Origin of the sequence: Bradyrhizobium sp. CCGB12, assembly GCF_024199845.1 — a bacterium.
GTDB lineage: Bacteria > Pseudomonadota > Alphaproteobacteria > Rhizobiales > Xanthobacteraceae > Bradyrhizobium.
This window is the reverse complement of record NZ_JANADO010000001.1, coordinates 7696318-7719803: the sequence shown is the minus strand read 5'-3', so window position 1 is coordinate 7719803 and position 23486 is coordinate 7696318. Positions and strand designations below refer to the sequence as shown.

General features: G+C 63.9%; 22 protein-coding genes. 11 read left to right on the top strand and 11 right to left on the bottom strand.

Annotated elements, in window-relative coordinates:
- Positions 1–151 precede the first annotated feature (151 nt).
- From NLM27_RS35330 to NLM27_RS35320, 3 genes are all read right to left on the bottom strand, one after another.
- Complete coding sequence (locus NLM27_RS35330; protein WP_254147659.1) at positions 152–898, bottom strand: hypothetical protein; 747 nt, start codon at positions 896–898, stop codon at positions 152–154.
- A gap of 2 nt (positions 899–900) precedes the next feature.
- Positions 901–1689 carry an enoyl-CoA hydratase gene (locus NLM27_RS35325; RefSeq protein ID WP_145639156.1) on the bottom strand — a complete coding sequence of 263 codons (789 nt, stop codon included), beginning with the start codon at positions 1687–1689 and terminating at the stop codon, positions 901–903.
- Positions 1690–1825: 136 nt separating this feature from the next.
- The gene (locus tag NLM27_RS35320; protein ID WP_254147658.1) at positions 1826–3031 is read right to left on the bottom strand and encodes an ABC transporter substrate-binding protein; all 1206 of its coding nucleotides are present in this window, start codon (positions 3029–3031) and stop codon (positions 1826–1828) included.
- A 248-nt stretch (positions 3032–3279) separates the two neighbouring features.
- On the opposite strand from NLM27_RS35320, the gene NLM27_RS35315 reads away from it, so the two are divergent.
- The 3 genes from NLM27_RS35315 to NLM27_RS35305 all read left to right on the top strand — a co-directional run bounded on the left by NLM27_RS35315 (position 3280) and on the right by NLM27_RS35305 (position 6766).
- Positions 3280–4245, top strand: coding sequence for an integrase core domain-containing protein (locus NLM27_RS35315; protein WP_254142329.1), 966 nt, complete (start codon positions 3280–3282; stop codon positions 4243–4245).
- 227 nt (positions 4246–4472) lie between these two features.
- Positions 4473–5243 carry a thermonuclease family protein gene (locus tag NLM27_RS35310; protein WP_375142296.1) on the top strand — a complete coding sequence of 257 codons (771 nt, stop codon included), beginning with the start codon at positions 4473–4475 and terminating at the stop codon, positions 5241–5243.
- Positions 5244–5374: 131 nt separating this feature from the next.
- Positions 5375–6766, top strand: coding sequence for a M48 family metalloprotease (locus NLM27_RS35305; RefSeq protein WP_254147657.1), 1392 nt, complete (start codon positions 5375–5377; stop codon positions 6764–6766).
- Between the two features lie 248 nt (positions 6767–7014).
- On the opposite strand, the gene NLM27_RS35300 is transcribed toward NLM27_RS35305, so the two are convergent.
- Complete coding sequence (locus NLM27_RS35300) at positions 7015–8343, bottom strand: MFS transporter (RefSeq protein WP_254147656.1); 1329 nt, start codon at positions 8341–8343, stop codon at positions 7015–7017.
- Positions 8344–8523: 180 nt separating this feature from the next.
- On the opposite strand from NLM27_RS35300, the gene cyoA reads away from it, so the two are divergent.
- Genes cyoA through NLM27_RS35265 form a run of 7 tightly spaced genes read left to right on the top strand, consistent with a single transcriptional unit; the run spans position 8524 to position 15443 of the window.
- A complete protein-coding gene (cyoA, locus tag NLM27_RS35295; RefSeq protein WP_254147655.1) occupies positions 8524–9684 on the top strand; it encodes a ubiquinol oxidase subunit II in 1161 nt (386 codons plus the stop codon).
- An 11-nt stretch (positions 9685–9695) separates the two neighbouring features.
- The gene (gene cyoB, locus NLM27_RS35290) at positions 9696–11693 is read left to right on the top strand and encodes a cytochrome o ubiquinol oxidase subunit I (protein ID WP_254147654.1); all 1998 of its coding nucleotides are present in this window, start codon (positions 9696–9698) and stop codon (positions 11691–11693) included.
- Positions 11694–12323: a cytochrome o ubiquinol oxidase subunit III gene (gene cyoC / locus NLM27_RS35285; RefSeq protein WP_254147653.1), complete on the top strand. Its 630-nt coding sequence runs from the start codon at positions 11694–11696 to the stop codon at positions 12321–12323.
- Positions 12320–12700, top strand: coding sequence for a cytochrome o ubiquinol oxidase subunit IV (cyoD, locus tag NLM27_RS35280; RefSeq protein ID WP_254147652.1), 381 nt, complete (start codon positions 12320–12322; stop codon positions 12698–12700). The genes cyoC and cyoD overlap by 4 nt, the downstream gene beginning before the upstream one ends.
- Positions 12697–13542, top strand: a complete 846-nt coding sequence (locus NLM27_RS35275; protein ID WP_254147651.1) for an SURF1 family protein — start codon at positions 12697–12699, stop codon at positions 13540–13542. The genes cyoD and NLM27_RS35275 overlap by 4 nt, the downstream gene beginning before the upstream one ends.
- A complete protein-coding gene (locus NLM27_RS35270) occupies positions 13514–14920 on the top strand; it encodes an ATP-binding protein (RefSeq protein ID WP_254147650.1) in 1407 nt (468 codons plus the stop codon). The genes NLM27_RS35275 and NLM27_RS35270 overlap by 29 nt, the downstream gene beginning before the upstream one ends.
- Complete coding sequence (locus NLM27_RS35265; protein WP_254147649.1) at positions 14910–15443, top strand: response regulator transcription factor; 534 nt, start codon at positions 14910–14912, stop codon at positions 15441–15443. Before NLM27_RS35270 ends, NLM27_RS35265 begins: the two co-directional genes overlap by 11 nt.
- A gap of 165 nt (positions 15444–15608) precedes the next feature.
- On the opposite strand, the gene NLM27_RS35260 is transcribed toward NLM27_RS35265, so the two are convergent.
- The 5 genes from NLM27_RS35260 to NLM27_RS35240 all read right to left on the bottom strand — a co-directional run bounded on the left by NLM27_RS35260 (position 15609) and on the right by NLM27_RS35240 (position 20505).
- Positions 15609–15851 carry a hypothetical protein gene (locus tag NLM27_RS35260; protein ID WP_254147648.1) on the bottom strand — a complete coding sequence of 81 codons (243 nt, stop codon included), beginning with the start codon at positions 15849–15851 and terminating at the stop codon, positions 15609–15611.
- Between the two features lie 182 nt (positions 15852–16033).
- The gene (locus NLM27_RS35255) at positions 16034–17152 is read right to left on the bottom strand and encodes a 5-methyltetrahydropteroyltriglutamate--homocysteine S-methyltransferase (RefSeq protein ID WP_254147647.1); all 1119 of its coding nucleotides are present in this window, start codon (positions 17150–17152) and stop codon (positions 16034–16036) included.
- A 14-nt stretch (positions 17153–17166) separates the two neighbouring features.
- Positions 17167–18297: an ABC transporter substrate-binding protein gene (locus NLM27_RS35250; RefSeq protein WP_254149009.1), complete on the bottom strand. Its 1131-nt coding sequence runs from the start codon at positions 18295–18297 to the stop codon at positions 17167–17169.
- 107 nt (positions 18298–18404) lie between these two features.
- Positions 18405–19511 (bottom strand): aromatic ring-hydroxylating dioxygenase subunit alpha, encoded by a 1107-nt coding sequence (locus NLM27_RS35245; RefSeq protein ID WP_254147646.1) that lies wholly within the window; start codon positions 19509–19511, stop codon positions 18405–18407.
- 22 nt (positions 19512–19533) lie between these two features.
- A complete protein-coding gene (locus NLM27_RS35240) occupies positions 19534–20505 on the bottom strand; it encodes a PDR/VanB family oxidoreductase (protein WP_254147645.1) in 972 nt (323 codons plus the stop codon).
- A 156-nt stretch (positions 20506–20661) separates the two neighbouring features.
- Between NLM27_RS35240 and NLM27_RS35235 the strand changes: the two genes are divergently transcribed.
- Positions 20662–21873, top strand: a complete 1212-nt coding sequence (locus tag NLM27_RS35235; protein ID WP_254147644.1) for a LysR family transcriptional regulator — start codon at positions 20662–20664, stop codon at positions 21871–21873.
- Between the two features lie 100 nt (positions 21874–21973).
- Here the strand turns inward: NLM27_RS35235 and NLM27_RS35230 are convergent, their stop codons facing one another.
- On the bottom strand, positions 21974–22783 hold the full coding sequence (locus NLM27_RS35230) for a CarD family transcriptional regulator (protein ID WP_254147643.1): 810 nt from the start codon (positions 22781–22783) through the stop codon (positions 21974–21976).
- 344 nt (positions 22784–23127) lie between these two features.
- Positions 23128–23466: a ferredoxin FdxA gene (gene fdxA / locus NLM27_RS35225; protein WP_025033361.1), complete on the bottom strand. Its 339-nt coding sequence runs from the start codon at positions 23464–23466 to the stop codon at positions 23128–23130.
- Positions 23467–23486 lie beyond the last annotated feature (20 nt).

The window sequence follows — 23486 nt, the reverse complement described above, 5'->3', positions numbered from 1 at the left end:
CTCTCCGCCCCGTCATCCTGAGGTGCGAGTAATGGGGCGCAGAGCGCCCCGTCGGGAGCCTCGAAGGATGAACGGCCCCGCTAGTGGCCGTCGCCCTTCGAGGCTCGCCAAAGAGGCGAGCACCTCAGGGTGACGGATAACAATGGAGGGATCAACTCACGCGGAACGTCACCCCGCCCAGCAGGAACTCATTCCCCGCCACCGCATGCCCCTTCGCCCGCGCCGCATGCAGCACGTGCGCCACGTCAGCCACGCGAAACTCCAGCGCGCTCATGATCTCGCTCGCACCCTTCACGAAGCGCAGGCTGGCATTGGGCAGCTTCAATTCGGCGTCATTGGACGCAATGCCGAGGAGCTTTCCCCAGTGCTCGGCCAGCCCCGCCGGATCCGGGCTCTGCATCTCTACCGCCGTCAGCGCCTGCGTCACGTCCTTGCGGATGAATTTTTGCCAGTCCGGTCCCGCCGGCGGATAGGCGCCTCGAATGTCGTCGCTGCCTTGGGTGTGGTTGAACTCGATGAAGGCGGCGCGGCAATCGCGGGGGTGAAGCTGGACGCCGTGATAGGGCGCGTGATCGATGACGTTGGCGGTGCGCACACCCATTGCATTGGCGTTGCGGCCGCGCTCGTCCGGATCGTTGCAGCAGAAGATCGCCATGTAGCCGCCGCGGCCACCGGTCTTCTCGATGAAGCGGCCGGCCGTGGTGCCGCCCTTGAACGGCGCCACCACCTCCAGCAGGATCGTATCGACCGGGAGCAGCGCATTCTCCAGGCCGTATTTCGCGACATTACCGTCGCGATAGCACACAGCGAGACCCATGATCTCAGCGATGTCGGAGATGACAGGCTCGAGCTGCGGCGCGACCAGGCAGATTTGGCGCAATCGCACATAGGACGCCATCGTCAAGCGCCCTTGAATGTGGGCTTGCGCTTCTCGACGAAAGCCTTGGCGGCCTCCTTGTGGTCCTCGGTGTCGCCGCAGCGGGTGTGATGGATCGCCTCGCCGTCGAAACAATCCTCCAGCGCCAGATGTTCGGCATTGTTGATGTTGCGCTTGATGAAGCCGAGCGCGATCGACGGGCCCTGCGCCAGCGACAGCGCGAGCTCGTGGGCGGCCGCGTCGATCTCGGCGTCGGGCACGACCTTCGTCACCATGCCGATCGCATGCGCTTCCTTGGCCGTGAGCACCGGCGACATCAGATAGAGCTCGCGCGCCCGCGCGCTGCCGAGCAGCTGGGTCAGGAAATAAGTGCCGCCGTAATCGCCGGAGAAGCCGACCTTGGCGAAGGCCGTCGTGATCTTGCAGGATTCGGAGGCGATGCGCAGGTCACAGGACAGCGCCATCGACAGGCCCGCACCGGCCGCCGCGCCATCGAGCTGCGCCACCACGGGTTTTGGCATCTGGTGCAGGATGCGCGAGACCTCCATGCCGCGGCGCAGGTTCGCAAGCTTCTGCTCGAACGGCAACGGCGCGCGGCCCTCTGCCATCGACTTGACGTCGCCGCCGACGCAGAAGGAGCCGCCGGCGCCCTTGAACAGCACCGCCCGCACCTCCGGATCGTCGGCCGCGCGCCGCGCCGCCTCGACCAGCCCGCGCACCATGTCGGGGTTGAGCGCGTTCTTGCGCTCGGGGCGGTTCATGGTGATCGTGAGCAGCCCGCCTTCGAGCTTTTGCAGGACCATGTCGTTCATGGGACCTCTCCCTTGTTGATTGTCTAGCCAGGCTGCCGCCACATCGTCATTGCGAGGAGTTCTTGCGACGAAGCAATCCAGACTGTCTCTGCAGAAACATCTCTGGATTGCTTCGCTTCGCTCGCAATGACGAGGCCTATTTCTTCACCAGCGGACAGCGCGACTGCTCCAGCGACTGGAATGCCTCGCTGCCGGGCACGGTGGCGAGCAGTTTGTAATCGTCCCAGCGGCCCTTGGACTCCGACGGCTTCTTCACCTCGAACAGGTACATGTCGTGGATCATGCGGCCATCTTCGCGGATCTTGCCGTTCTTCGCGAAGAAATCGTTGATCGGCGTTTCCTTCATCACCTTCATCACGGCGGCCGCATCGGTCGTGCCGGCTGCCTTCACGGCCTTCAGGTAATGCGTCACGGATGAATAGACGCCGGCCTGCGCCGAGGTCGGCGGCCGCTTCACCCGCTCCATGAAGCGCTTGGAGAAGGCGCGCGTCTCGTCGTTCATGTCCCAATAGAACGCTTCGGCCAGCAGCAGGCCCTGCGCAGTCTCCAGGCCGATCGAGTCGATATCGGTGACGAAGGCGAGCAGCGGCGAGACCTTCTGGCCGCCCTTGGTGATGCCGAACTCGGCCGCCTGCTTGATGGCGTTGACGGTGTCGCCGCCGGCGTTCGCGAGGCCAATCACCTTCGCCTTGGAAGCCTGGGCCTGAAGCAGGAACGACGAAAAGTCCGACGTGTTGAGCGGGTGGCGCACGCTGCCGAGCACCTTGCCGCCGGTCTTGGTCACAACGGCGCTGGTGTCCTTCTCCAGGTCCTGGCCGAAGGCGTAATCGGCAGTGAGGAAGAACCAGCTGTCGAGGCCCGACTTCACGGCCGCAAGGCCGGTCACATTGGCCTGGCCGTAAGTGTCGAACACGTAGTGGATGGTGTAGGGACCACAGGCCTCGTTGGAGAGACGGATCGAGCCCGGCCCGTTGAACATGATGATCTTGTTGCGCGCTTTCGCAATCTCGCCGGCGGCAAGCGCGGTCGCGGACGCGGCGACGTCGTAGATCATCTCGACGCCCTGGTTGTCGAGCATGTCGCGGGCAATGTTGCCTGACAGATCGGCCTTGTTGAGATGGTCGGCGGCCAGCACCTGGATCTTGCGTCCCAGCACCTCGCCGCCGAAGTCCTCGACGGCCATCTTCGCCGCGGTCTCGCTGCCGGGACCGGTGATGTCGGCATAGAGGCTCGACATGTCGAGGATGCCGCCAATCTTGAGCGGCGGCTTGTCCTGCGCCTGCAAGGCGCTCGCGCTGAGAGCAAGCGCCGCGGCGAAAATGCCGGACAAAATATGCTTCATGGAAAAAGACCTCCCTTATCGTGCCGTACTCTGATGGCGGCTTGGTTATTGCTCTTGGCTATCGCGATTGCCGCGATCATGCCGCATGCGCGAGGGGGCAGCAAGCGCGAGGTGCGATGCGCGACTTGCGATCGGTTCACGTTTTCCGCAAAGCGGAATGGTGAGATGCGGAGGAGGCTTCCGCGTCGTCATTGCTGTGCAAGTTCACTAATTCGCTGATCGAATCCGTTCCCAGCGTGGAGGATCCGATGCGCGACAACAGCTTCGACCGGACGATTGAGCGGAATTATCTTCAGAAGTGGCGGTTCCTGATCGCCGAGTATGAGGAGGTGAAGGCCGGGCGGTCGGCGACGTTCCGCCGGGTGGGAGACTTCTACAAGCACCACGGCACCTGCTCGCAGACCTTCCGGAAGTACTACAACCGCTACCTGCGGAGCGGCGCGGAGGCTGACCTGTTGCCGCAACGCCGCGGACCGAAGTGGCGCGAGCGCCGCGAGCCGCAAGGCATCGAGGCGGAGATCGTTGCTTGCCGAACGCGCGGCATGAACCGGTACGAGGTCCACGCTGCCTTGCGCGAACGGCGAGATACGGTACCGTCGCTCTCGACCATCTACCGGGTCTTCAAACGCAATCAGCTCAACCGCCGCACCCCGACGATGCGCGAGGAGAAACGTCGTATTATCAAGGACAAGATCGGCGAGCTCGGCCATGTCGACCTGCACCAGCTGTCCCGCGACATGTTCCTGGCGCCCCCCTCAAGCCCCGCCTTTATCGTCAGCCTGGTCGACAGTTGCTCGCGCCTGGCCTGGGCCGAGGTGCTGACTTCAAAAAAGGCCCTGCCGGTCATGTTTAAGACCTTGAAGATGATCAACACGCTCAACGTCACCTATGGGATCCAGTTTGCCGAGATCCTGTCCGACAACGGCGCGGAGTTCGCATCCCGCAACACGCCTGAAGAGCATCCCTTCGAGGCCATGCTGATCGAGCTCGGCATCAAGCATCGCTACACCAGACCCTACCGGCCGCAGACCAACGGCAAGGTCGAACGCTTCTGGCGAACCCTGGACGACGACGTCATCGAAGGCGCAACCTTCGATAACCTAGACCACTTCGCCAACGAGCTGTTCGAGTACGTGATCTACTACAATAACTTCAGGCCCCATCAGGCCCTCGGCGGCAAGACACCGAAGGAATTTGCCGAGGCCCAGACCTAAACCATTCGATCAGCGAATTAGTGAACTTGCACAATTGCGAGGAGCTCTTGCGACGAAGCAATCCAGAATCTTTCCGCGGAAATGGTCTGGATTGCTTCGCGGAGCCTGTCATCGGGCCGCGCTTCGCGCGGACCCGTTGGCTCGCAATGACGAAGTGTGACGAAGTCTCTTCGCGCCCAACTACGCATGGGTTAAGGTGAGGGCGCAACGCAACCTCTCCGGGTCACGTGACGCAACGGCTTCACCTCATCGTCGCATTTCTTCTCGTCGCGAGTGACGCCGCGTCTGCTGCGCCATGCCAGTTCGAGTCCCAAGGCGAAGGCCGCGTCGCAGGAATCGTCGATGCGCGCAGCGTCCGTCTCGATGACAGCCGCGAGATCCGGCTCACCGGCATCGAACCGACCGCGACGACGAAGCAGGCGCTGACCTCGCTGCTGGCCGGCCGCGAGGTGATGCTGCGGAGCCCCGACGACACGCCCGATCGTTACGGCCGCCAGGGCGCGCTGGTCTTCGTCGGCGAAAGCGATACCTCGGTGCAGGCGATGCTGCTCGCCCAGGGCGACGCCATCGCCTCGGCCGAGATCACCGACAAGGACTGCGCGGCCGCCCTGATGGCGTCGGAGGCCGAGGCACGGCGCCAAAAAAAGGGCAGTTGGGCTGACCCGTCGGCCATAAAAAACGCGGAAAGTCAGGACGATATTTTGGCGGAGATCGGGCGCTTTATGGTGGTCGAGGGCAAAGTCCTGTCGGTTCGGCAAGCTGGGGCAATGACTTACCTCAACTTCGGACGGAACTGGACACGCGGCTTTGCGGTGACTATCTCAAAGCGCACGTTACCGGCGTTCGAGGCCGCCGGGATAGTCCTTAAGTCCTTGGAGAATCGGCGTATTCGAGTTCGAGGCTGGATCGAGGGGACTACGGGGCCGCGTATTGACGTGCGTCTCTTAGGACAGGTTGAATTGCTGGGTGCAAACGAGCCTACTGGGGTTAGGCCTTAACGGCCAGGCACGGGTTAAGCGACGTGAATGGGGTGCTAGAACGGCACGGACGAGGTGATGGCCGCCGCCTGCGGGCTGCGCCGGCCGTGCTATGCCTTGTCCTGGGCACGGCGCTGGCGGGCTGCGGTGACATGGCCCGGTTCCAGACCGCTGCGCCCGCTCCGGCCGTAGCGATGCCCAAGCCCAAGCCCGCGGTCGCGCAAACCCCCGCCACCGAGAAGGAGCATGAGCGCATCCTGGCGAGCTATGGCGGGACCTATGACGATCCCAGGCTCGAGGCGCTCGTCAGCAAGACCGTCGACCGGCTGGTCGCGGCCTCCGACCGGCCCGACCAGGGCTACAAGGTCACCATCCTCAATTCCGGCGCGGTGAACGCATTCGCGCTGCCGAACGGCCAGCTCTACGTCACGCGCGGGCTTCTGGCGCTTGCGAGCGATACGTCGGAATTGTCCTCCGTGCTCAGCCACGAGATGGCGCATGTGCTGTCCAAGCACGCCGCGATGCGCGAGGATCAAGCACGCCAGGCCGCGATCGTCACCCGTGTCGTCACCGACATGAGCAACGACCCCGATCTCACCGCGCTTGCGCTCGCCAAGACCAAGCTCACCATGGCGAGCTTCTCGCGCAAGCAGGAGATCGAGGCCGACGGCATCGGCGTCGGCCTCTCCGCCAAGGCGCATTTCGATCCCTATGGTGCCGCACGCTTCCTCTCGGCGATGGAGCGCAATGCCGAGCTGAAGGCCGGCAAGAGCTCGCTCGACCCGCGCGCGCAGGATTTCACCTCATCGCATCCGGCAACCCCGGAGCGCGTGCAGAACGCGCAGACCATCGCGCGGCAATATGCTGCGCCTGAAGGCGCCGAGCGCGACCGCGAGAGCTATCTCGCCGCGATCGACAACATCGTCTATGGCGAGGACCCCAGCGAGGGTTTCGTTCGCGGCCGCCGCTTCCTGCATCCGAAGCTCGGCTTCACGTTCCAGGCCCCGGATAATTTCACGCTCGACAACACCGCGCAGGCCGTGATCGGCGTGCGCGACGGCGGCTCGCAGGCGATGCGCTTCGATGTCGTGCGGGTGCCGGCCGAGCAGTCGCTCGGCGATTACTTGAATTCGGGCTGGATGGAAGGGGTCGAGAAGGCCTCGACCGAGGACATCACCATCAACGGTTTTCCGGCCGCGTCCGCCACCGCCAAGGGCGACCAGTGGCAGTTCAAGGTCTATGCACTGCGCTTCGGCAGCGATGTCTATCGCTTCATCTTCGCGGCACGGCAGAAGTCGACCGAAAGCGAGCGCAACGCGCGCGAGACCGTCAATTCATTCCGCCGCCTGACGCTGGACGAGATCCAGGCCGCACGCCCGTTGCGGATCAAGGTCATCACCGTGCAGCCCGGTGACACCGCGGAATCGCTCTCCCACCGCATGGCCGGCGTCGATCACGCCGCCGAACGCTTCCGCGTACTGAACGGCCTCGATCGCAACGCGCAGGTGAAGGTACGCGACCGCGTGAAAATCGTGGCGGATTGACGCTGCGCTTAAGCGCACGTCATGCCGGGGGAGCGAACCCCGGGGACCGCGATCTACAAACTCCGCTGTCGTCCCGGACAAGCGCAAGCGCAGATCAGGGACCCATAGCCACAGGGCGCAGCTTGGCGAAGACTCGGAGTTACCTTTTTGCTCCACAACCCCTCCCTGGGGGTTATGGGTCCCGGCCCCCCGCGCGCAATTGCGCGCTAGGCCGGGACGACACCTGTTTTGGAGCGGCTACTTGAGCCCTAGCGCCCCGCATCCATGTCGCCGGCTTCGCGCTGGCCGCTGAGCCAGAGCGCGAGCAGGGTCCAGAACGCGCCTGACAGCAAATACGCACCCGAGGCGATGACACCGAGATTGGTGGCGAGCAGAAGCGCCACCAGCGGCGCGAAGCCGGCGCCGAACAGCCAGGCCATGTCGGAGGTCAGCGCCGAAGCGGTGTAGCGGTAAGCCTGCTTGAAGTTCGATGCGATCGCGCCGGAGGACTGGCCGAAGGACAGGCCGAGCAGGATGAAGCCGATCACCATGTAGATGGTCTCGCCGAACGCACCGGCGTCGAGCAGCTGCGGGGCAAAGCCGCTGTAGATCGCAATCGCGATCGCCGATCCCATCAGCAGCGATTTGCGGCCGACGCGGTCGGCGATGATGCCGGAGAGCACGATCGCGACGACCCCGAACACGGCGGCAACCATCTCGATGATCAGGAAGCGCACCGGGCTTTCGCGGGTGAACAGGAACACCCAGGACAGCGGAAACACCGTGACCATGTGGAATAGCGCGAAGCTCGCCAGGGGCGCGAATGCGCCGAGCATGATGTTCTGGCCTTCGCGGGCAACCGTCTCGGAGATGCGCGAGGGCTGCAATTCGCGCGTCTCGAACAGCGAGGCGTATTCTTCCGTGGTCACCATGCGCAGGCGGGCGAACAGGGCCACGACGTTGATGGCGAACGCGACGAAGAACGGATAGCGCCAGCCCCAGTCGAAGAAATCATCGGCCGAGAGGTTGCCGGCGAAATAGGCGAACAGCGCGCTCGCCACGATCAGCCCGAGCGGGGCGCCGAGCTGCGGCACCATCGCGTACCAGCCGCGCTTGGAGGGCGGCGCGTTCAGTGCCAGCAGCGAAGCCATGCCGTCCCAGGCGCCACCCCAGGCCAGACCCTGGGCGATGCGCGCCAGCGCCAGCAGCCAGATCGCGGCAACGCCGATCTCGTGGTAGCCGGGCAGGAATGCCAGCCCGACGGTGGCGGTGCCGAGCAGGAACAGCGCCGAGATCAGCTTGGCCGTTTTGCCGTAGGCACGGTCCACCGTCATGAAGATGACGGTGCCGACGGGCCGGGCCATGAAAGCCAGCGCGAAGATCATGAAGGAATAGAGCGTGCCGGTCAGTTCGCTCGTGAACGGGAACACCAGGCGCGGGAATACGATCACCGAGGCGATCGCGAAGACGAAGAAGTCGAAGAATTCCGAGGTACGGCCGATGATGACGCCGATGGCGATCTCGCCGGGACTGGCCTGGTCGTGGCCATGCTCGCCCGAGGGGAGGTCTGCCATTGCGGGGGTCTGTGCCGTCGCCATGCGTGCGCCCTTAACGTCCTGAAAACCAAAGCCGACCGCCCGGCGGACGCCAGGCAACCTGGCCTTGTCTGACCCAACATCCCGCACTGCAACATTGGACAAATTGTCCAATGTGCGGATTGTTGCGCCGCAGCTACCCCTTGGCCCCGCAAAGGAAACTCATTCTCAAAGGCTCGGCCCGTGTCTCGTCTCAAGATCCTGGCGCTACTACCTCTGGCTGCCGCACTCAGCGGTTGCGACTACGTCGTGCTGGCACCAGCCGGCGATATCGCAGCGCAACAGCGCGACCTCGTCATCATCTCCACCGTTTTGATGCTCCTGATTGTCGTGCCCGTGATGGCACTGACGGTGCTGTTCGCCTGGCGCTACCGCCAGTCCAACACGTCGGCCCGCTACGAGCCGGAATGGGACCACTCGACCAAGCTCGAGCTGGTGATCTGGTCGGCGCCGCTTCTGATCATCGTCTGCCTGGGCGCGCTGACCTGGATGGGCACCCATCTGCTCGATCCCTATCGCACGCTCGGCCGCATCCATGCGGAGCGCGCCGTGGACCAATCCAAGGCGCCGCTCGAGGTCGACGTCGTCGCGCTCGACTGGAAATGGCTCTTCATCTATCCGGACTACGGCATCGCCACCGTCAATGAGCTGGCAGCTCCGGTCGATCGTCCGATCACCTTCCGCATCACGGCGTCCTCGGTGATGAACTCGTTCTACATCCCCGCGCTCGCCGGCCAGATCTATGCGATGCCGGGCATGGAGACCAAGCTCCATGCCGTCGTCAACCACGCCGGCACCTATAAGGGCTTCTCGGCAAATTACAGCGGCGCCGGCTTCTCCGGCATGCACTTCAACTTCCGAGGCCTCGACGACAAGGGCTTTGACGCCTGGATCGCCAGCGCCAAGTCGACCGGCGGCTCGCTCGGCCGCGCCGAATATCTCCAGCTCGAAAAGCCCAGCCAGAACGAGCCGGTGCGCCGCTGGGGCACGATCGATTCCGATCTCTACCGCCTGATCCTCAACATGTGCGTCGAGACCGGCAAGATGTGCCAGAGCGAGATGATGGCGATCGACGCCAAGGGCGGCGCCGGCCATCAGGGCCTGAACAACACGCTGCCGCTGGCCTACGACAAGTACGCCCGCCGCGGCACCGCGCTGGGGCCGGAGCCGAGCTTCGTCGCCGGCACCTGCACGCCGGATGCGCCGCAGGGCAAAACCACCGCCTCCATCGCGGCACCCACCGACAGCGCACCGCTGCTCGGCGCCGGCCTGAAGCGGCCGTCGTTCACGCCGCTGAAGTCCTCGTCCTTCTTCCTCGGACAGCGTCCGAAATCAGACTCCTAACGAGATCCCGCATGTCTCCTGATCTTCTCAAGCTCATCTTCGGCCGGCTCGGCTTCGAATCGCTGCCGCTGCACGAGCCGATCGTCGTCGGCACCTTCGCGGTGGTCGCGCTCGGCGGCGCCGCACTGCTCGGCGGCCTCACCTATTTCCGTCTCTGGGGTTATCTCTGGCGCGAATGGTTCACCACCGTGGACCACAAGCGCATCGGCATCATGTATATGATCCTCGGCATCGTGATGCTGCTGCGCGGCTTCGCGGACGCGCTGATGATGCGCGGCCAGCAGATGCTCGCCTTCAACGGCTCCGAAGGCTACCTCAACGCCCATCATTACGACCAGGTCTTCACCGCGCACGGTGTGATCATGATCTTCTTCGTGGCAATGCCGCTGGTCACGGGCCTGATGAACTATGTCGTGCCGCTCCAGATCGGCGCGCGCGACGTGTCGTTCCCGTTCCTGAACAATTTCAGCTTCTGGATGACGGTCGGCGGCGCGGTGCTGGTGATGGCTTCGCTGTTCATCGGCGAATTCGCCCGCACCGGATGGCTGGCTTATCCGCCGCTGTCGAACATCGGCTACAGTCCCGATGTCGGCGTCGACTATTACATATGGGCGCTACAGGTCGCCGGCGTCGGCACGACGTTATCCGGCATCAACCTGATCTGCACCATCGTCAAGCTGCGGTGCCCCGGCATGACCATGATGAAGATGCCGGTGTTTACCTGGACCTCGCTCTGCACCAACGTCCTGATCGTCGCCTCCTTCCCCGTCCTGACCGTCGTGCTCGCGCTGCTGTCGCTCGATCGTTACGTCGGCACCAACTTCTTCACGAACGATTTCGGCGGCAGCCCGATGATGTACGTGAACCTGATCTGGATCTGGGGCCATCCTGAAGTCTACATCCTGGTTCTCCCTGCCTTCGGCATCTTCTCGGAAGTCACCTCGACCTTCTCCGGCAAGCGGCTGTTCGGCTATACCTCGATGGTCTACGCCACTGTCGTCATCACCATCCTGTCGTACCTGGTCTGGCTGCATCACTTCTTCACGATGGGCTCGGGCGCCAGCGTCAACTCGTTCTTCGGCATCACCACGATGATCATCTCGATTCCGACAGGGGCGAAGATGTTCAACTGGCTGTTCACGATGTATCGCGGCCGCATCCGCTACGAACTGCCGATGCTGTGGACGATCGCCTTCATGCTGACCTTCGTGCTCGGCGGCATGACCGGCGTGCTGCTCGCGGTGCCGCCGGCCGACTTCGTGCTGCATAACAGCCTGTTCCTGATCGCGCACTTCCACAACGTGATCATCGGCGGCGTGGTGTTCGGCGCCTTCGCCGGCATCAACTACTGGTTCCCGAAGGCCTTCGGCTTCAAGCTCGATCCGTTCTGGGGCAAGATGTCGTTCTGGTTCTGGGTCACCGGCTTCTACCTCGCCTTCATGCCGCTCTATGTGCTCGGCCTGATGGGCGTGACCCGCCGCCTGCGCGTGTTCGACGATCCGTCCTTGCAGATCTGGTTCATCATCGCCGCAATCGGAGCCGTCTTCGTCTTCATCGGCATCCTCTCGATGCTGATGCAGTTCGCGGTCAGCTTCCTCAGGCGCGAGCAGCTCAAGGACGTCACCGGCGATCCCTGGGATGCGCGCACCCTGGAATGGGCGACCTCCTCGCCCCCGCCGGACTACAACTTCGCCTTCACCCCCGTCGTGCACGACAATGACGCGTGGTGGGACATGAAGAAGCGCGGTTACCAGCGTCCGCTCACCGGGTTCAGGCCGATCCACATGCCCAGCAGCACCGGCACCGGCGTCATCCTCGCCGGCCTCGCCACCGCGATGGGTTTCGGCCTGATCTGGTACATCTGGTGGCTGGCCGCCGTGAGCTTCATTGCGATGCTCGCCGTCGGTATCGGCCACACCTTCAACTATCACCGCGACTTCGACATTCCGGCTGAAGACGTCATCCGGACCGAGGACGCGCGCACCAAGCTGCTCGCCGGAGCCAAGTAAATGACTGTTTCTGTCAATCCCTCGCAAACCGGCGAGCCGATGTTCTACCTCGCCGACGAACATCCGCATCCGGAAGGCTACAGCACCTCGCTCGGCTTCTGGATCTATCTGATGAGCGACTGCCTCATCTTCGCGATCCTGTTCGCCACCTTCGGCGTGCTCGGCGGCAATTACGCCGCCGGCCCCGCACCGAAGGACCTGTTCGACCTCAACCTGGTCGCGGTGAACACCTCGATGCTGCTGCTGTCGTCGATCACGTATGGTTTTGCCATGCTGACGATGCAGCAGAACAAGATCGCGCAGACGCAGATGTGGCTGGCGATCACTGGCCTGTTCGGCCTCGCCTTCATCGGCATCGAGCTCACCGAGTTCGCCCACATGATCCATGAGGGTGCCACGCCCCAGCGCAGCGCCTTCCTGTCCGCCTTCTTCACCCTGGTCGGCACCCACGGTCTGCACGTCTCCTGCGGCCTGATCTGGCTGGTGACCCTGATGGTGCAGGTCCAAAAATTCGGCCTGATCGAGGCCAATCGCCGCCGTCTGATGTGCCTGTCGATGTTCTGGCACTTCCTCGACGTGGTCTGGATCGGCGTCTTCACTTTCGTCTATCTCCTGGGAGTTCTGCGATGAACACCGATACTCACGCCGCCCACGCGGACGATCATCACCACGGCGACGGCCACGCCCATGGCACGTTCTCGACCTATATGCTTGGCTTCGTGCTCTCGGTCGTGCTCACCGCGATCCCGTTCTGGCTGGTGATGAGCGGGACGCTGCCGAGCAAGCAGATCACCGCGCTGGTCATCATGGCCTTCGCGGTCGTGCAGATCGTCGTGCACATGATCTACTTCCTGCACATGAACACGACGTCCGAGAACGGCTGGAGCATGATGGCGCTGATCTTCACCATCGTCATGGTGGTGATCGCGCTGTCCGGTTCGCTGTGGGTGATGAACCATCTCAACAGCAACATGATGCCGATGCATCAGATGAGCGGAATGAAGTGAGCGAACCCCGGACCGCGACAGGCAAGGCAGGCGGGACGCGCGGCAGGGCTGCGCGATCCCCTTCCCTGTGGCTCGCAGTCCTCTCACTCACGGCCTTCGTGACCCTGATCGCGCTCGGCGTCTGGCAGATCGAGCGCCGCGCCTGGAAGCTGGCGCTGATCGACCGCGTCGAGCAGCGCGTTCATGCCCCGGCGGTGCCGATCCCCTCGCCCGCCTCATGGCCCACGGTCTCCGCCGCGAACGACGAATACAGGCATGTCAGCGTCACCGGCCGCTTCCTGCACGACCGCGAGACGCTGGTTCAGGCCGTCACCGAGGAAGGTCCCGGCTATTGGGTGCTGACGCCGCTCGAGCGCGACGATGGCACAGAAGTCCTGGTCAACCGCGGCTTCGTGCCGTCCGAGCGGCGCGACGCATCGACGCGCCAGAGCGGCAATCGGGAAGGCCCGGTCGAGATCACCGGCCTCCTTCGCATTACGGAGCCCAAGGGCGGATTCCTCAGGAACAACGTGCCCCAGCACAACCGCTGGTACTCGCGGGATGTCGCCGCGATCGCGGCGGCACGTGGCCTCCATGAGGTCGCGCCGTTCTTCGTGGATGCCGACGCCGGATCACAAATTGCAGGCGGTCCGATCGGCGGATTGACCGTGGTGCGCTTTCCCAATAACCACCTGATCTACGCACTGACGTGGTTTGCCCTGGCTTTCATGCTGGCCGGTAAAGTTTTCGTCACATTCGGCGGCGGGCTGTTCCGCCGCAAGCGCTTCGTCCACGAACCGGCCGGCGACGCCGCTGCCCGCAGGACGGGATCAGATGCTGGAACGATCGTCGAGCCGACCTGACGACGGGAAGTCGCTTCCCCAAACGCTTGCCCGTAGCGGCGAGCGGGCCATGACTCTGCAATCGCAGGCGGACGCGCGCGGCGAGATGACCGGCAGCGCTCCGACCGACGACGAGACCAACCGCAAGAACATGGCGCTGCTGATCCAGCTGCGCTGGACCGCCGTGGTCGGCCAGATCGTGACCATCGGCGGCGTGCATTTCGGCCTCGGCATTCCCCTGCCGTTGGAACGGATGGGCGCGGTGATCGGCGCGCTGGTGCTGCTCAATGTGTCGAGCCTGGTCTGGGTGCGCCATCGCGCTGCGATCACCAACAATGAGCTTTTGGTCGCCTTGATGCTGGACGTCGCCGCGCTGACGGCGCAGCTCTACCTCTCTGGCGGCGCCACCAACCCCTTCACCTCGCTCTTCCTGCTTCAGGTGACGCTCGGGGCCGTGCTTCTCGATGCGCGCTCGACCTGGTCACTGGTCGCGCTGACCTGCGCGAGTTTCGTCTGGCTGACGCTCGCCTACCGGCCGCTCGAGCTGCCGCCAAATCCCATCAGCGAGACCTACAGCCTCACCGTGACAGGCATGCTCCTGGGCTTCGTCCTCAACGCCGTGCTGCTGGTGGTGTTCGTCACCCGCATCAACAGGAATTTGCGCGAGCGCGACGCGCATCTGGCGGCGCTGCGTCAGCATGCGGCCGAGCAGGATCACATCGTGCGCATGGGCCTGCTCGCCTCCGGCGCCGCGCACGAGCTTGGCACACCGCTCGCCTCGCTCTCGGTGATCCTCAGCGACTGGCGCCGGATGCCTGATCTCGCCGCCGATCAGGAGCTCGCCGAGGATCTCGCGGAGATGGAAACCTCGCTGCAGCGCTGCAAGTCGATCGTGACAGGGATCCTGGTGTCGGCGGGCGAAGCGCGCGGCGAAGGCTCCTCGCCGACGACGGTGACGGCCTTCGTCACCGCGCTGGTGGAGGAGTGGCGCGACGCGCGCTCGGCGCGCACGCTCTACCTCGTCAATACGTTTGGCGAGGACGTCGCGATCGTCTCAGACATCGCACTGAAGCAGGTGATCTTCAACGTGCTCGACAACGCCTATGAGGTCTCGCGCGACTGGGTCGAACTCGTCGCCGAGCGCGAGGGCGACAATCTCGTGCTGGCGATCAGCGACCGCGGCCCGGGCTTTGCGCCGGAGATGCTGGCGCAGCTCGGAAAGCCCTATCAGTCGAGCAAGGGCCGCACCGGCGGCGGGCTCGGCCTGTTCCTGGTGGTGAACGTGGTACGCAAGCTGGGCGGCACCGTCACGGCCGAGAACCACAGGAAGCGCGGCGCCACCGTTCGCCTCACGCTGCCGCTTGCAACGCTCGCGATCGGAGGTCAATTTGACGCCTGACCGTTCGCTCATCGTCGTCGAGGACGATGCCGGTTTCGCGCGCACGCTGAAGCGCTCGTTCGAACGCCGCGGCTACGAGGTCGTGCTGGCCGCTTCGATCGAGGAGGTGCGCAAAGTGCTGGAGGAGCGATCCTTCGGCCACGCCGTGGTCGACCTCAAGCTCGGCGGCGCCTCGGGGCTCGCCTGCGTCGAGCTCCTGCACACGCACGATCCTGATATGCTGATCGTGGTGCTCACCGGCTTTGCCAGCATCTCCACCGCCGTCGAAGCCATCAAGCTGGGCGCCTGCCATTATCTGGCAAAGCCGTCGAACACCGACGACATCGAGGCTGCCTTCAACAAGGCCGAGGGCAACGCCGAAGTCGCACTCGACACCCGGCCGACCTCGATCAAGACGCTGGAATGGGAACGCATCCACCAGACCCTGATCGAGACGGATTTCAATATTTCGGAGGCGGCGCGAAGGCTCGGGATGCACCGGCGGACACTGGCGCGAAAGCTCGAGAAGCGGCCGGTGAAGTAGGACGTGCTCGCCGGCCAGCCGGCTGGCGATCCCCGGTCCAACTGCGAAAGCGGAAGCGCGCCGCGTGCCATTCCCCCACGGGAGTTCAAGCCGCGACCTACGCATCCGCACTCGCTGTTCGAGCCGAAACGCTAACGAGACGACAACGGATGATGCTGGCGCACGCTATTGCGCCACCATGTTCCCGTTGGCGTCGCGATCGTTCTTTGGATTGTAGCCGGAATCGTGGAGGTTCTGGAGGTACAGGGCGTGATCGCTGCTATTCCCAGGCACCGTCCAACCCACTGGAGGCGGCGATGCGGGAGCAGCGGCGTTTGCGTTCAGGTGGTGGTGATGATGATGCGCTGCCGAGGCGGCAGAAGCCGAGAGAGTGAGGATCGCGAGAGCGACGAGCAGTTTTCCTGTCATGGGTAGCTCCTCCTAGGTTTTGCCCCATCTAGGTTTAGCCCCTGTAGCGTTACAGGCTATAGCACAACCTGAGCGTTCGCGGTACTCGCAGCGATCTCCGTCACCACAAAGTGAAATGCTCCTCGGCGCGCAACGACGACGTGACGCAAAGGCGCTTGCACCGTAAGGCCGAGGTGCAACGCCTACACCGCCCCCCAATATTCCCGTGCCGTCTGCACCACCAGCGCCAGCTTGGCGCGCTGGTCGGCTTCGGTGATCAGATTCCCTTCGACCACGCTGGCGAAGCCGCATTGCGGGCTGAGCGCCAACAAGGAAGGATCGATCAGCTTGGCAGCCTCGTCGAGCCGGCGCTTGAGAGCATCCTTGTTCTCGAGCTGGGCATGCTTGGTCGTGACCAGGCCCAGCACCACCTGCTTACCCCTAGGCATGAAGCGCAGCGGTGCGAATGATCCGCTGCGCTCGTCGTCATATTCGAGCAGGAAGCGGTCGACATTGAGCAGCGCAAAGCAGGTGTCGGCCAACCCTTCATAGGTTCCCTCCGCGAGCCAGGTGCTCCGCGCGTTGCCGCGGCAGATATGGATGCCGATTGTCGTCGCCGGAGACCGCTCGGAAATGCAGTCGTTGATCAGGCGGATGTAGCGCCGCAGCCGTATGTCGGGATCGTCGCCGTCGGCGACGACCTCGGCGCGCAGGTTGGGATCGAGGAAGTAGCTGAGCAGGGGATCGTCGATCTGGATGTAGCGGCAGCCGGCGGCTTCCAGCGCGGCGATCTCGCGGCGGTAGACCGCCGCAACATCGAAGAAAAAGGCCTCGATATCAGGATAGACCTCCGTCGAGACCGACTTGCGCCCGCCGTGGAAATGCAGCCGCGTCGGCGACGGCAGGGCGATCTTGGCGATGGCCTTGCCGTGTTGCTGAACGAAACGGAAGTCGTCGACCAGGATCGGCCCGGCTGCGCCGACCCGCCCCGCGACTCGCACCGATTTCGGGACATATCGCGGCGCCTCATTGGTCGCAAACGCCGTCCCGCCGCCGGCGACGATCTCGACACCCTTCAGCTTGCGGACGAAATCGATCCACCAGTTCTCGCGCCGGAACTCCCCGTCGGTGACGACGGGAAGCCCGAGCCCTTCCTGATAGGCGATGACATCGGCGATCGCGCGATCCTCGATCTCGTGCAGTGCAGTCGCATCGATCTCACCGAGCTCGAAACGGCGGCGCGCAGCATGGAGAACATCCGGGCGCAGCAGGCTGCCGACAGTGTCGGCCCGGATCGGCACGCTCAAGGAGACGTTCGTCATGAGGCCTCGGTCCATCATTTGGACTCCGGCGCGCCATGCGCCGGGTCTTTCACGTTCGGAAACGTCTCGAACTCCATGTTGTAGAGTTCGCCGTCGTGGCGCTCGACCTTCCGCATGTAGATATTCTGGATGATGTCGCGCGTCGCGGGATCGATTGAAATCGGCCCGCGCGGGCTGTTCCAGCTTTGCCCCTTCATCGCGGCGATGAGGGCATCGCCATTGGTCTCGCCCTTGGTCGCCTCCACGGCGCGATAGATGAGCTCGAGCGCATCCCATGCCCCGACGGCGACGACGTTGGGGCGCATGCCGGGATTGGTCGCCTTGAACTGCGCGACAAAGGCCTTGTTCTCGGGCGAGTCGTGGCTGGCCGAATAGGGACCGCCGGTGACGGCGCCGAGCGCCGCATCTCCCATATTGTTGAGAAGATCATCGTCGGTCAGGTCGGACATCGCGACCAGCTTCATCCCGGCTTTGTCCAGGCCGCGCTCGACGAACTGTTTCATGAAATTGCCGCCCGCGCCGGTTGGAACGAACACGAACAGCGCATCCGGCTTGGCGTCGGCGGCACGCTGGAGGAACGGCGCGAAGTCCGGGTTGGCGAGGGGAACCTTCAGCTTCTCGATCACGCGACCGCCATGGGCCTCGACGGTCTTGGCGAACCACTCCTCGGCGTCCAGACCCGGACCGTATTCGGAGACGATGCTCACGAAGGTCTTCGGGCCGGATTTCGGCGCCCATTGGCCGATGACGCTGGCGATCTGCGGAATCGATTGCGACGTCCGCACGATGTAGGGCGACTTCTCGACGATCGACGATGTCGCGGCGACCATGATGACCTGCGGCACCTTCGCCTTGGCCGCGAACGCCGCGGCCGACAGCGCCGCAGGCGTGTTGCCGAACCCGGTCAGGATCGAGACGCGGTCCTGCGCGATCAGCTCCTGCGCGAACCTGTTGGCATTGTCAGGCGCGCCGCGATCGTCGCGAAGGATGAATTCGATCTTGCGGCCGGCGACCGTATCGCCCTTCGCCTTGGTGTGGGCCTTGATCGCGGCCTCGATCTGCTTGCCGTTCGATTGGAAAGGTCCCGTCATCGGAATGATCACGCCGATCTTGATGGGATCCGCGGCATGGGCCGCCGCGACCATTCCCAGAGCAGCCAGGGCGGCGATGCTCCAGGTCTTCAATTGCTTTCTCACTCTTCCCTCCCTTGCAGTGTTGCTTTTTGGGGCGACAGAACGCGCATGCGCTGCGCTCAGCGCGCCTCCCTGGCCGACAGGCGATACATGATGCGGCGGGCCATCAGGCCTGGCTTGTCGGGCGCAAAGCTCAAGTCGAACTGCGCCTCGCCGTCGCTTCGCACCACCTCGTTGATCCATTCGAGCGCTTCGACATCCTCGCGATAGGCCTGCGAATGGGCCTCGAACATGAACCTGTCGATGTCGGGATCGCCGGGGCGATAGTCGCGCGAGTTGAACCACCAATAGTGGATGGAATTGTTGGTCTCCGGCGTGAAGACATGGGTGATGTTGTAGCGGTACAGCGATGGCTGGCCCGGATCGGGCGCGGGGTCGCGCACGCTGGCAAAGGCGGTGTGAAGCGCCGGAGAGACGAAGCGCGCCTCGGAGGCGCGGTCGACCCGCTTGTGCATGATGTTGGCAGGCTTGCCGTAGACACCGGGCGGCGGCGCATCCTTCAGCTCGCGTCGGATCACGACCTGGTTATTCTCCGTAGAGACGCTGAGTTTCGAGCGCGCATATTCCGGCGTGCCGACCGTGCCTGGATGCAAGAACGGGAAATGGGTCTGGTCGATGAGATTCTCATGCATCGCCACGTAATCGGACTTGATGTGAAAGCTGCCGGTCACCGTTCCCCAAGCTGGATCGCTGAGCCATGATGTGTCGGGGATCAGCGCCTCGTCCGCGAGGTCCGGTGCTCCCATCCAGATCCAGGTGAGCGGCCCGCGGTCCAGAACCGGAAAGGTCTGGACGGTCGCGGTCGATGGCGCTTGCGTGAGTGCCGGCATATGCGCGCAGATGCCGTCGGGTCCGAACTCCATGCCGTGATAGCCGCAGACCAGCCGGTCTCCGACCAACTTGCCGCGGGCAAGCGGAAAGGACCGATGCGGGCAGCGATTGCGCATCGCGACGGGCGCGCCGGCTTCGGTCCTGAACAGTACCACCTCGATGCCGAGCAGCTTGCGGGCCAGCGGGATGCGGCCGATCTCGCTTGCACACGCGCAGGCATACCAGCAGTTGCGGATCAGCGGCGTTGCATGGTTCGCAAAGTCGCCGGGCTCGCGGGGCTCCATCGCGGCGAAGACGGCCTCATCGGTCCCTCGGGACAGGTCGATCGTATTCATCGCTTTCAACTCTTCCTGTTGGCTAGACGTTGAGCGCGAGCGCGCGGCCGGTGATCCGCGAGCAGCAGATCGCGATCTGCCCGCCGGCGCGGTGTTCCGCATTGCTGAAGTAACGGTCGCGATGATCCAGCTGGCCATCGCAACCCGCGACGTCGGCGATGCAAAGACCGCACTCGCCGCGACGACAGCTCGACAAGGTATCGACGCCGGCAAGCTCGAGCGCTTCGAGGATGGTGGTTCCGGCTCCAACCTTGACGCGGCGGCCAGTCGAGAGCCGCACCTCGAAATCTCTGTCGTCGGGCCTGTGGGCCGCGTTGAACACTTCGAAGCGAATGCGCTCGTTGCGCCAACCGAGGGCCGCTGCGGCGTCGCGTACGGCTTCGATCATTACTGCCGGCCCGCAGACGTAGGCGATCGTTTCGGCGGGTTGACCGGAGAGGAGATCCACGAGATCGGGAATGCCGTCGCGCTTGCTTTGGTGGACGGTCAGGCGATCGCCGCACAGGCTTTCGAGTTCGTCGACATAGGCCATCGCGGGTCGATCCTGGCCCGCATAGAGCATCGAGAATTCCAGATTCCGCATCCGCAGCGACCGCGCCATTGCGAGCATCGGCGTTACACCGATGCCGCCGGCAACCAGCAAGGTGTTGGCCTGATGGCGAGCCAGCCGGAAGGCATTGACCGGCCGCGAGACGGTCAGCGCCGTGCCGGTGCGAAAAGTGTCGTGAATGAATGCGGAGCCGCGGGCGCGATCCTCTCGCTGCACGGCGATGCGCCAGAACGGCTCCGGATCATCGCGAAGCGTGAGGGGACCGACGATCGAATAGTGCCGGACGAAACGATACTCGCCACCGCCGAAATGCAGCTCGATATGGCTGCCGGATTCGGCCATCGGCAGCGGACGGCCGTCTGCGCGTCCGATGCAGAACTCGGCAATGCGCCCGGTCAAGGCGCGGCGTGCGAGCACGACGGCATCAAGGCACTTGCCGGACATGAGACCTCCCGGGCAACGCCTTCATTCGGCGTCACGGTGATTATCGTCTCTAGCTAGCAGGATCGTGCCCTGGTCAATTATGCAGGTTTTGAATTGGACCTTGCAAATAGTGAATATTAAACCGAGCATCCCAGGTCCCGATCTCAGGGCGCGTGCATGAAAAGAACACCGATCCTTACGATCAAGCAGGTGCGGGTCATCAGCGCCGTCGCGAGCTGCGCGAGTCTTGCGCGCGCGAGCGAGCAGCTGAATGCGAGCCAGAGCAGCCTGTCGCGCGGCATCGCGGAGGTCGAGGGCCGGCTGCGCCAGCAGTTGTTCGCGCGCGGGTGGACCGGCATGGAGCCGACGTCGCAGGGCGAGATCGTCATCGCGCGCTGCCGCCACATGATGTCAAGCATCCAGGCCGCACAGGAGGCGCTCAAGGCCTCCGGCGCTCGCATTGCCGATCTCGGTCATCACCTCGCCTGGGAGCTGCTCAGCGCGGTCAGCGCTGTCAGGGCGACCGGCAGCGTGTCGGCGGCCGCCGAATATCTCGAACGGTCCCAGCCCGACGTCAGCCGCGCGCTTGCCAAGATCGCGGCGGCCACCGGCCGGCCGCCATTCGAACGCACGCGCTCGGGCATGAAGGCAACCGGCGATGCCGTCATCATTGCCGACCTGCACACGAAGCTGCTGATGGACGTAATGACACTGCCGGAGCAGCTCGAGGCGCTGTCCGGCAAGGTGACGGGACGTGTCGCCGTCGGACTGCTGCCGTTCTCCGAGCAGGACGTCGTCGTAAAGGTGTTCGGCGAGATGCTGAGCCGGCACCGGCACGTGCGCCTCCAGGCCGTCACCGGCAGCTATTCCGCCCTGATCGACGGGCTGCGTCAGGGCGAGCTGGATTTTGTCATCGGCCCGCTGCGCGAACCGCCGCCCTACGACGTCCTCGAAGAGCGGCATCTCTACGACGAATTCTTCGCCGTGATTGCGCGTGCGGATCATCGATTGGCCAAGGGACGGCGCAAGCTCAGGGATCTCGTCGGCGAGAACTGGGTGGTCGCGCCGCACGGCACGCCGACGCGCCGCTATTTCGAGGAGCTCCTGATCGGACAGGGCCTCGTGCCGCCCGCGCAGACTTGCGAGATTGTCACCTTCGCGCTCGCCGAGCAGATGGTCATGAACAGCGACGTTGTCGCTCTGCTGACCTATTCGCCCGCAAGGCTGAAGACCATTGCGAAGGGACTCAAGGCACTCGCGGTCGAGCTGCCCGCCAATTCACGCGCGATCGGGCTGACCTATCGCAGGGACCAGCCGCTGACAGCGGCGCAACGGACTTTTCTGGAGATCCTTGGCCAGAGAGCGGCGAAGCTTGCGCGCACCAGGTGATATCGCTCAAAAACTCGCGCGCGACGCCGCATCCACCAAACAAAAAAGCCCGGCCGAACGGCCGGGCTTTTTGATCTGTTGCGATCGACGCGCGAGAGGCTTACGCGGCCTCGTCGGCGACGGTGGTGTCATCGCCATCGGTATCGTCGGTATCGCCCTCGGCATCCGTGTCGCCCTCGCCCTCGGCGGCTTCCGCCTTGGCGTTGCGGCGCGGGCTCTTGGCGAGCTGGGCCTCGATCTCCTTGACCGCTTCGGTCTCGGTCGAGTGCTGCACCACTGCGATCTCGCGGGAGAGACGATCGAGCGCCGCTTCATAGAGCTGGCGTTCAGAGTAAGATTGCTCCGGCTGCGACTCCGAGCGGTAGAGGTCGCGCACGACTTCCGCGATCGCGACGATGTCGCCCGAATTGATCTTCGCTTCGTATTCCTGGGCGCGGCGCGACCACATGGTGCGCTTGACGCGGGCGCGGCCCTTGAGCGTCTCCAGCGCCTTCTTGACCAGCGCCGGATCGGACAGCTTGCGCATGCCGACATTGGCGACCTTGGCGGTCGGAACGCGCAGCGTCATCTTGTCCTTGATGAAGTTGATGACGAACAGCTCGAGCTTGGCACCGGCGATCTCCTGCTCCTCGATGGCCAGGATCTGGCCGACACCGTGAGCGGGATAAACGACGAATTCGTTGGCCTTGAAGCCCTGACGCTGGGTCACGACCTTCTTTTCCTCGACCTTCGGCGCAGCAGCGGGCTTGGCGGCTGGCTTGGCAGCGACAGGAGCCTTGGCAGGAGCAGCAGCAACGGGAGCCTTCGGCGCGGCCGGCTTGACAGCGTGAGCCTTCGCAGAGTGAGCCTTGGCAGCAGCAGGCTTGGCAACGGTCGCTTTCGCGGCCGGTTTGGCAGTCTTGTTAGGCATTGCGCTTCTTTTGTTCTTCGAGGACTTTGCAGCCGGCGCCTTCGTCGCGGTCCGACCCTTGGATGCGCTACGGCTGGCCGCGGCGACTTTTTTGGCCTCCTTATGGGAAGCCCTCGCTGAAGTACTCTTTTTACGCGTTTTCTGTGACACAGCCTGCGCGCGGAAACTGCCACGCCCCTGTTCGACATTTGGTTTCACGGGAACCCAGCGGGGCCAACGGGCTGACGGGGTTCAGCTCAATGTGCTCAATATAGCACATTTCCCGCAAAAATCAATGATTTAGGGGTCTTGAGGGCTGGTTTTCGGCGCTGACGAAGGTATTAGGGTTAAGTTTGCGCCGGAATTTAGTCTCCGGAGCCGGGGTTCGGAGAAAAATATTTCTCGAACTTGCCGTCCATGCCGTCGAACTCCTTGGCGTCGGCTGGTGATTCTTTCTTCTGGGTGATGTTCGGCCAGCTCTTGGCGTAGTCGGCGTTGACCTGCAGCCACTTCTCCAGGCCCGGTTCCGTGTCCGGCTTGATGGCGTCGGCGGGGCATTCCGGCTCGCACACGCCGCAGTCGATGCACTCGTCGGGATGGATGACGAGCATGTTGTCACCCTCGTAGAAACAGTCGACCGGGCAGACCTCGACGCAGTCGGTGTACTTGCACTTGATGCAGTTTTCAGTGACGACGTAAGTCATCCAACGCTCCGAAAAGCTCT

What these genes read in the sequence shown, in the direction of transcription:
- NLM27_RS35255 (WP_254147647.1), bottom strand. Translation starts at nt 17,152, where the DNA reads ATGACGAACGTCTCCTTGAGCGTGCCGATCCGGGCCGACACTGTCGGC.
- NLM27_RS35300 (WP_254147656.1), bottom strand. Translation starts at nt 8,343, where the DNA reads ATGGCGACGGCACAGACCCCCGCAATGGCAGACCTCCCCTCGGGCGAG.
- NLM27_RS35240 (WP_254147645.1), bottom strand. Translation starts at nt 20,505, where the DNA reads ATGTCCGGCAAGTGCCTTGATGCCGTCGTGCTCGCACGCCGCGCCTTG.
- NLM27_RS35320 (WP_254147658.1), bottom strand. Translation starts at nt 3,031, where the DNA reads ATGAAGCATATTTTGTCCGGCATTTTCGCCGCGGCGCTTGCTCTCAGC.
- NLM27_RS35305 (WP_254147657.1), top strand. Translation starts at nt 5,375, where the DNA reads ATGGCCCGGTTCCAGACCGCTGCGCCCGCTCCGGCCGTAGCGATGCCC.
- cyoC (WP_254147653.1), top strand. Translation starts at nt 11,694, where the DNA reads ATGACTGTTTCTGTCAATCCCTCGCAAACCGGCGAGCCGATGTTCTAC.
- NLM27_RS35245 (WP_254147646.1), bottom strand. Translation starts at nt 19,511, where the DNA reads ATGAATACGATCGACCTGTCCCGAGGGACCGATGAGGCCGTCTTCGCC.
- NLM27_RS35260 (WP_254147648.1), bottom strand. Translation starts at nt 15,851, where the DNA reads ATGACAGGAAAACTGCTCGTCGCTCTCGCGATCCTCACTCTCTCGGCT.
- NLM27_RS35230 (WP_254147643.1), bottom strand. Translation starts at nt 22,783, where the DNA reads ATGCCTAACAAGACTGCCAAACCGGCCGCGAAAGCGACCGTTGCCAAG.
- NLM27_RS35235 (WP_254147644.1), top strand. Translation starts at nt 20,662, where the DNA reads ATGAAAAGAACACCGATCCTTACGATCAAGCAGGTGCGGGTCATCAGC.
- fdxA (WP_025033361.1), bottom strand. Translation starts at nt 23,466, where the DNA reads ATGACTTACGTCGTCACTGAAAACTGCATCAAGTGCAAGTACACCGAC.
- cyoB (WP_254147654.1), top strand. Translation starts at nt 9,696, where the DNA reads ATGTCTCCTGATCTTCTCAAGCTCATCTTCGGCCGGCTCGGCTTCGAA.
- cyoD (WP_254147652.1), top strand. Translation starts at nt 12,320, where the DNA reads ATGAACACCGATACTCACGCCGCCCACGCGGACGATCATCACCACGGC.
- NLM27_RS35250 (WP_254149009.1), bottom strand. Translation starts at nt 18,297, where the DNA reads ATGGTCGCGGCGGCCCATGCCGCGGATCCCATCAAGATCGGCGTGATC.
- NLM27_RS35325 (WP_145639156.1), bottom strand. Translation starts at nt 1,689, where the DNA reads ATGAACGACATGGTCCTGCAAAAGCTCGAAGGCGGGCTGCTCACGATC.
- NLM27_RS35315 (WP_254142329.1), top strand. Translation starts at nt 3,280, where the DNA reads ATGCGCGACAACAGCTTCGACCGGACGATTGAGCGGAATTATCTTCAG.
- NLM27_RS35270 (WP_254147650.1), top strand. Translation starts at nt 13,514, where the DNA reads ATGCTGGAACGATCGTCGAGCCGACCTGACGACGGGAAGTCGCTTCCC.
- NLM27_RS35330 (WP_254147659.1), bottom strand. Translation starts at nt 898, where the DNA reads ATGGCGTCCTATGTGCGATTGCGCCAAATCTGCCTGGTCGCGCCGCAG.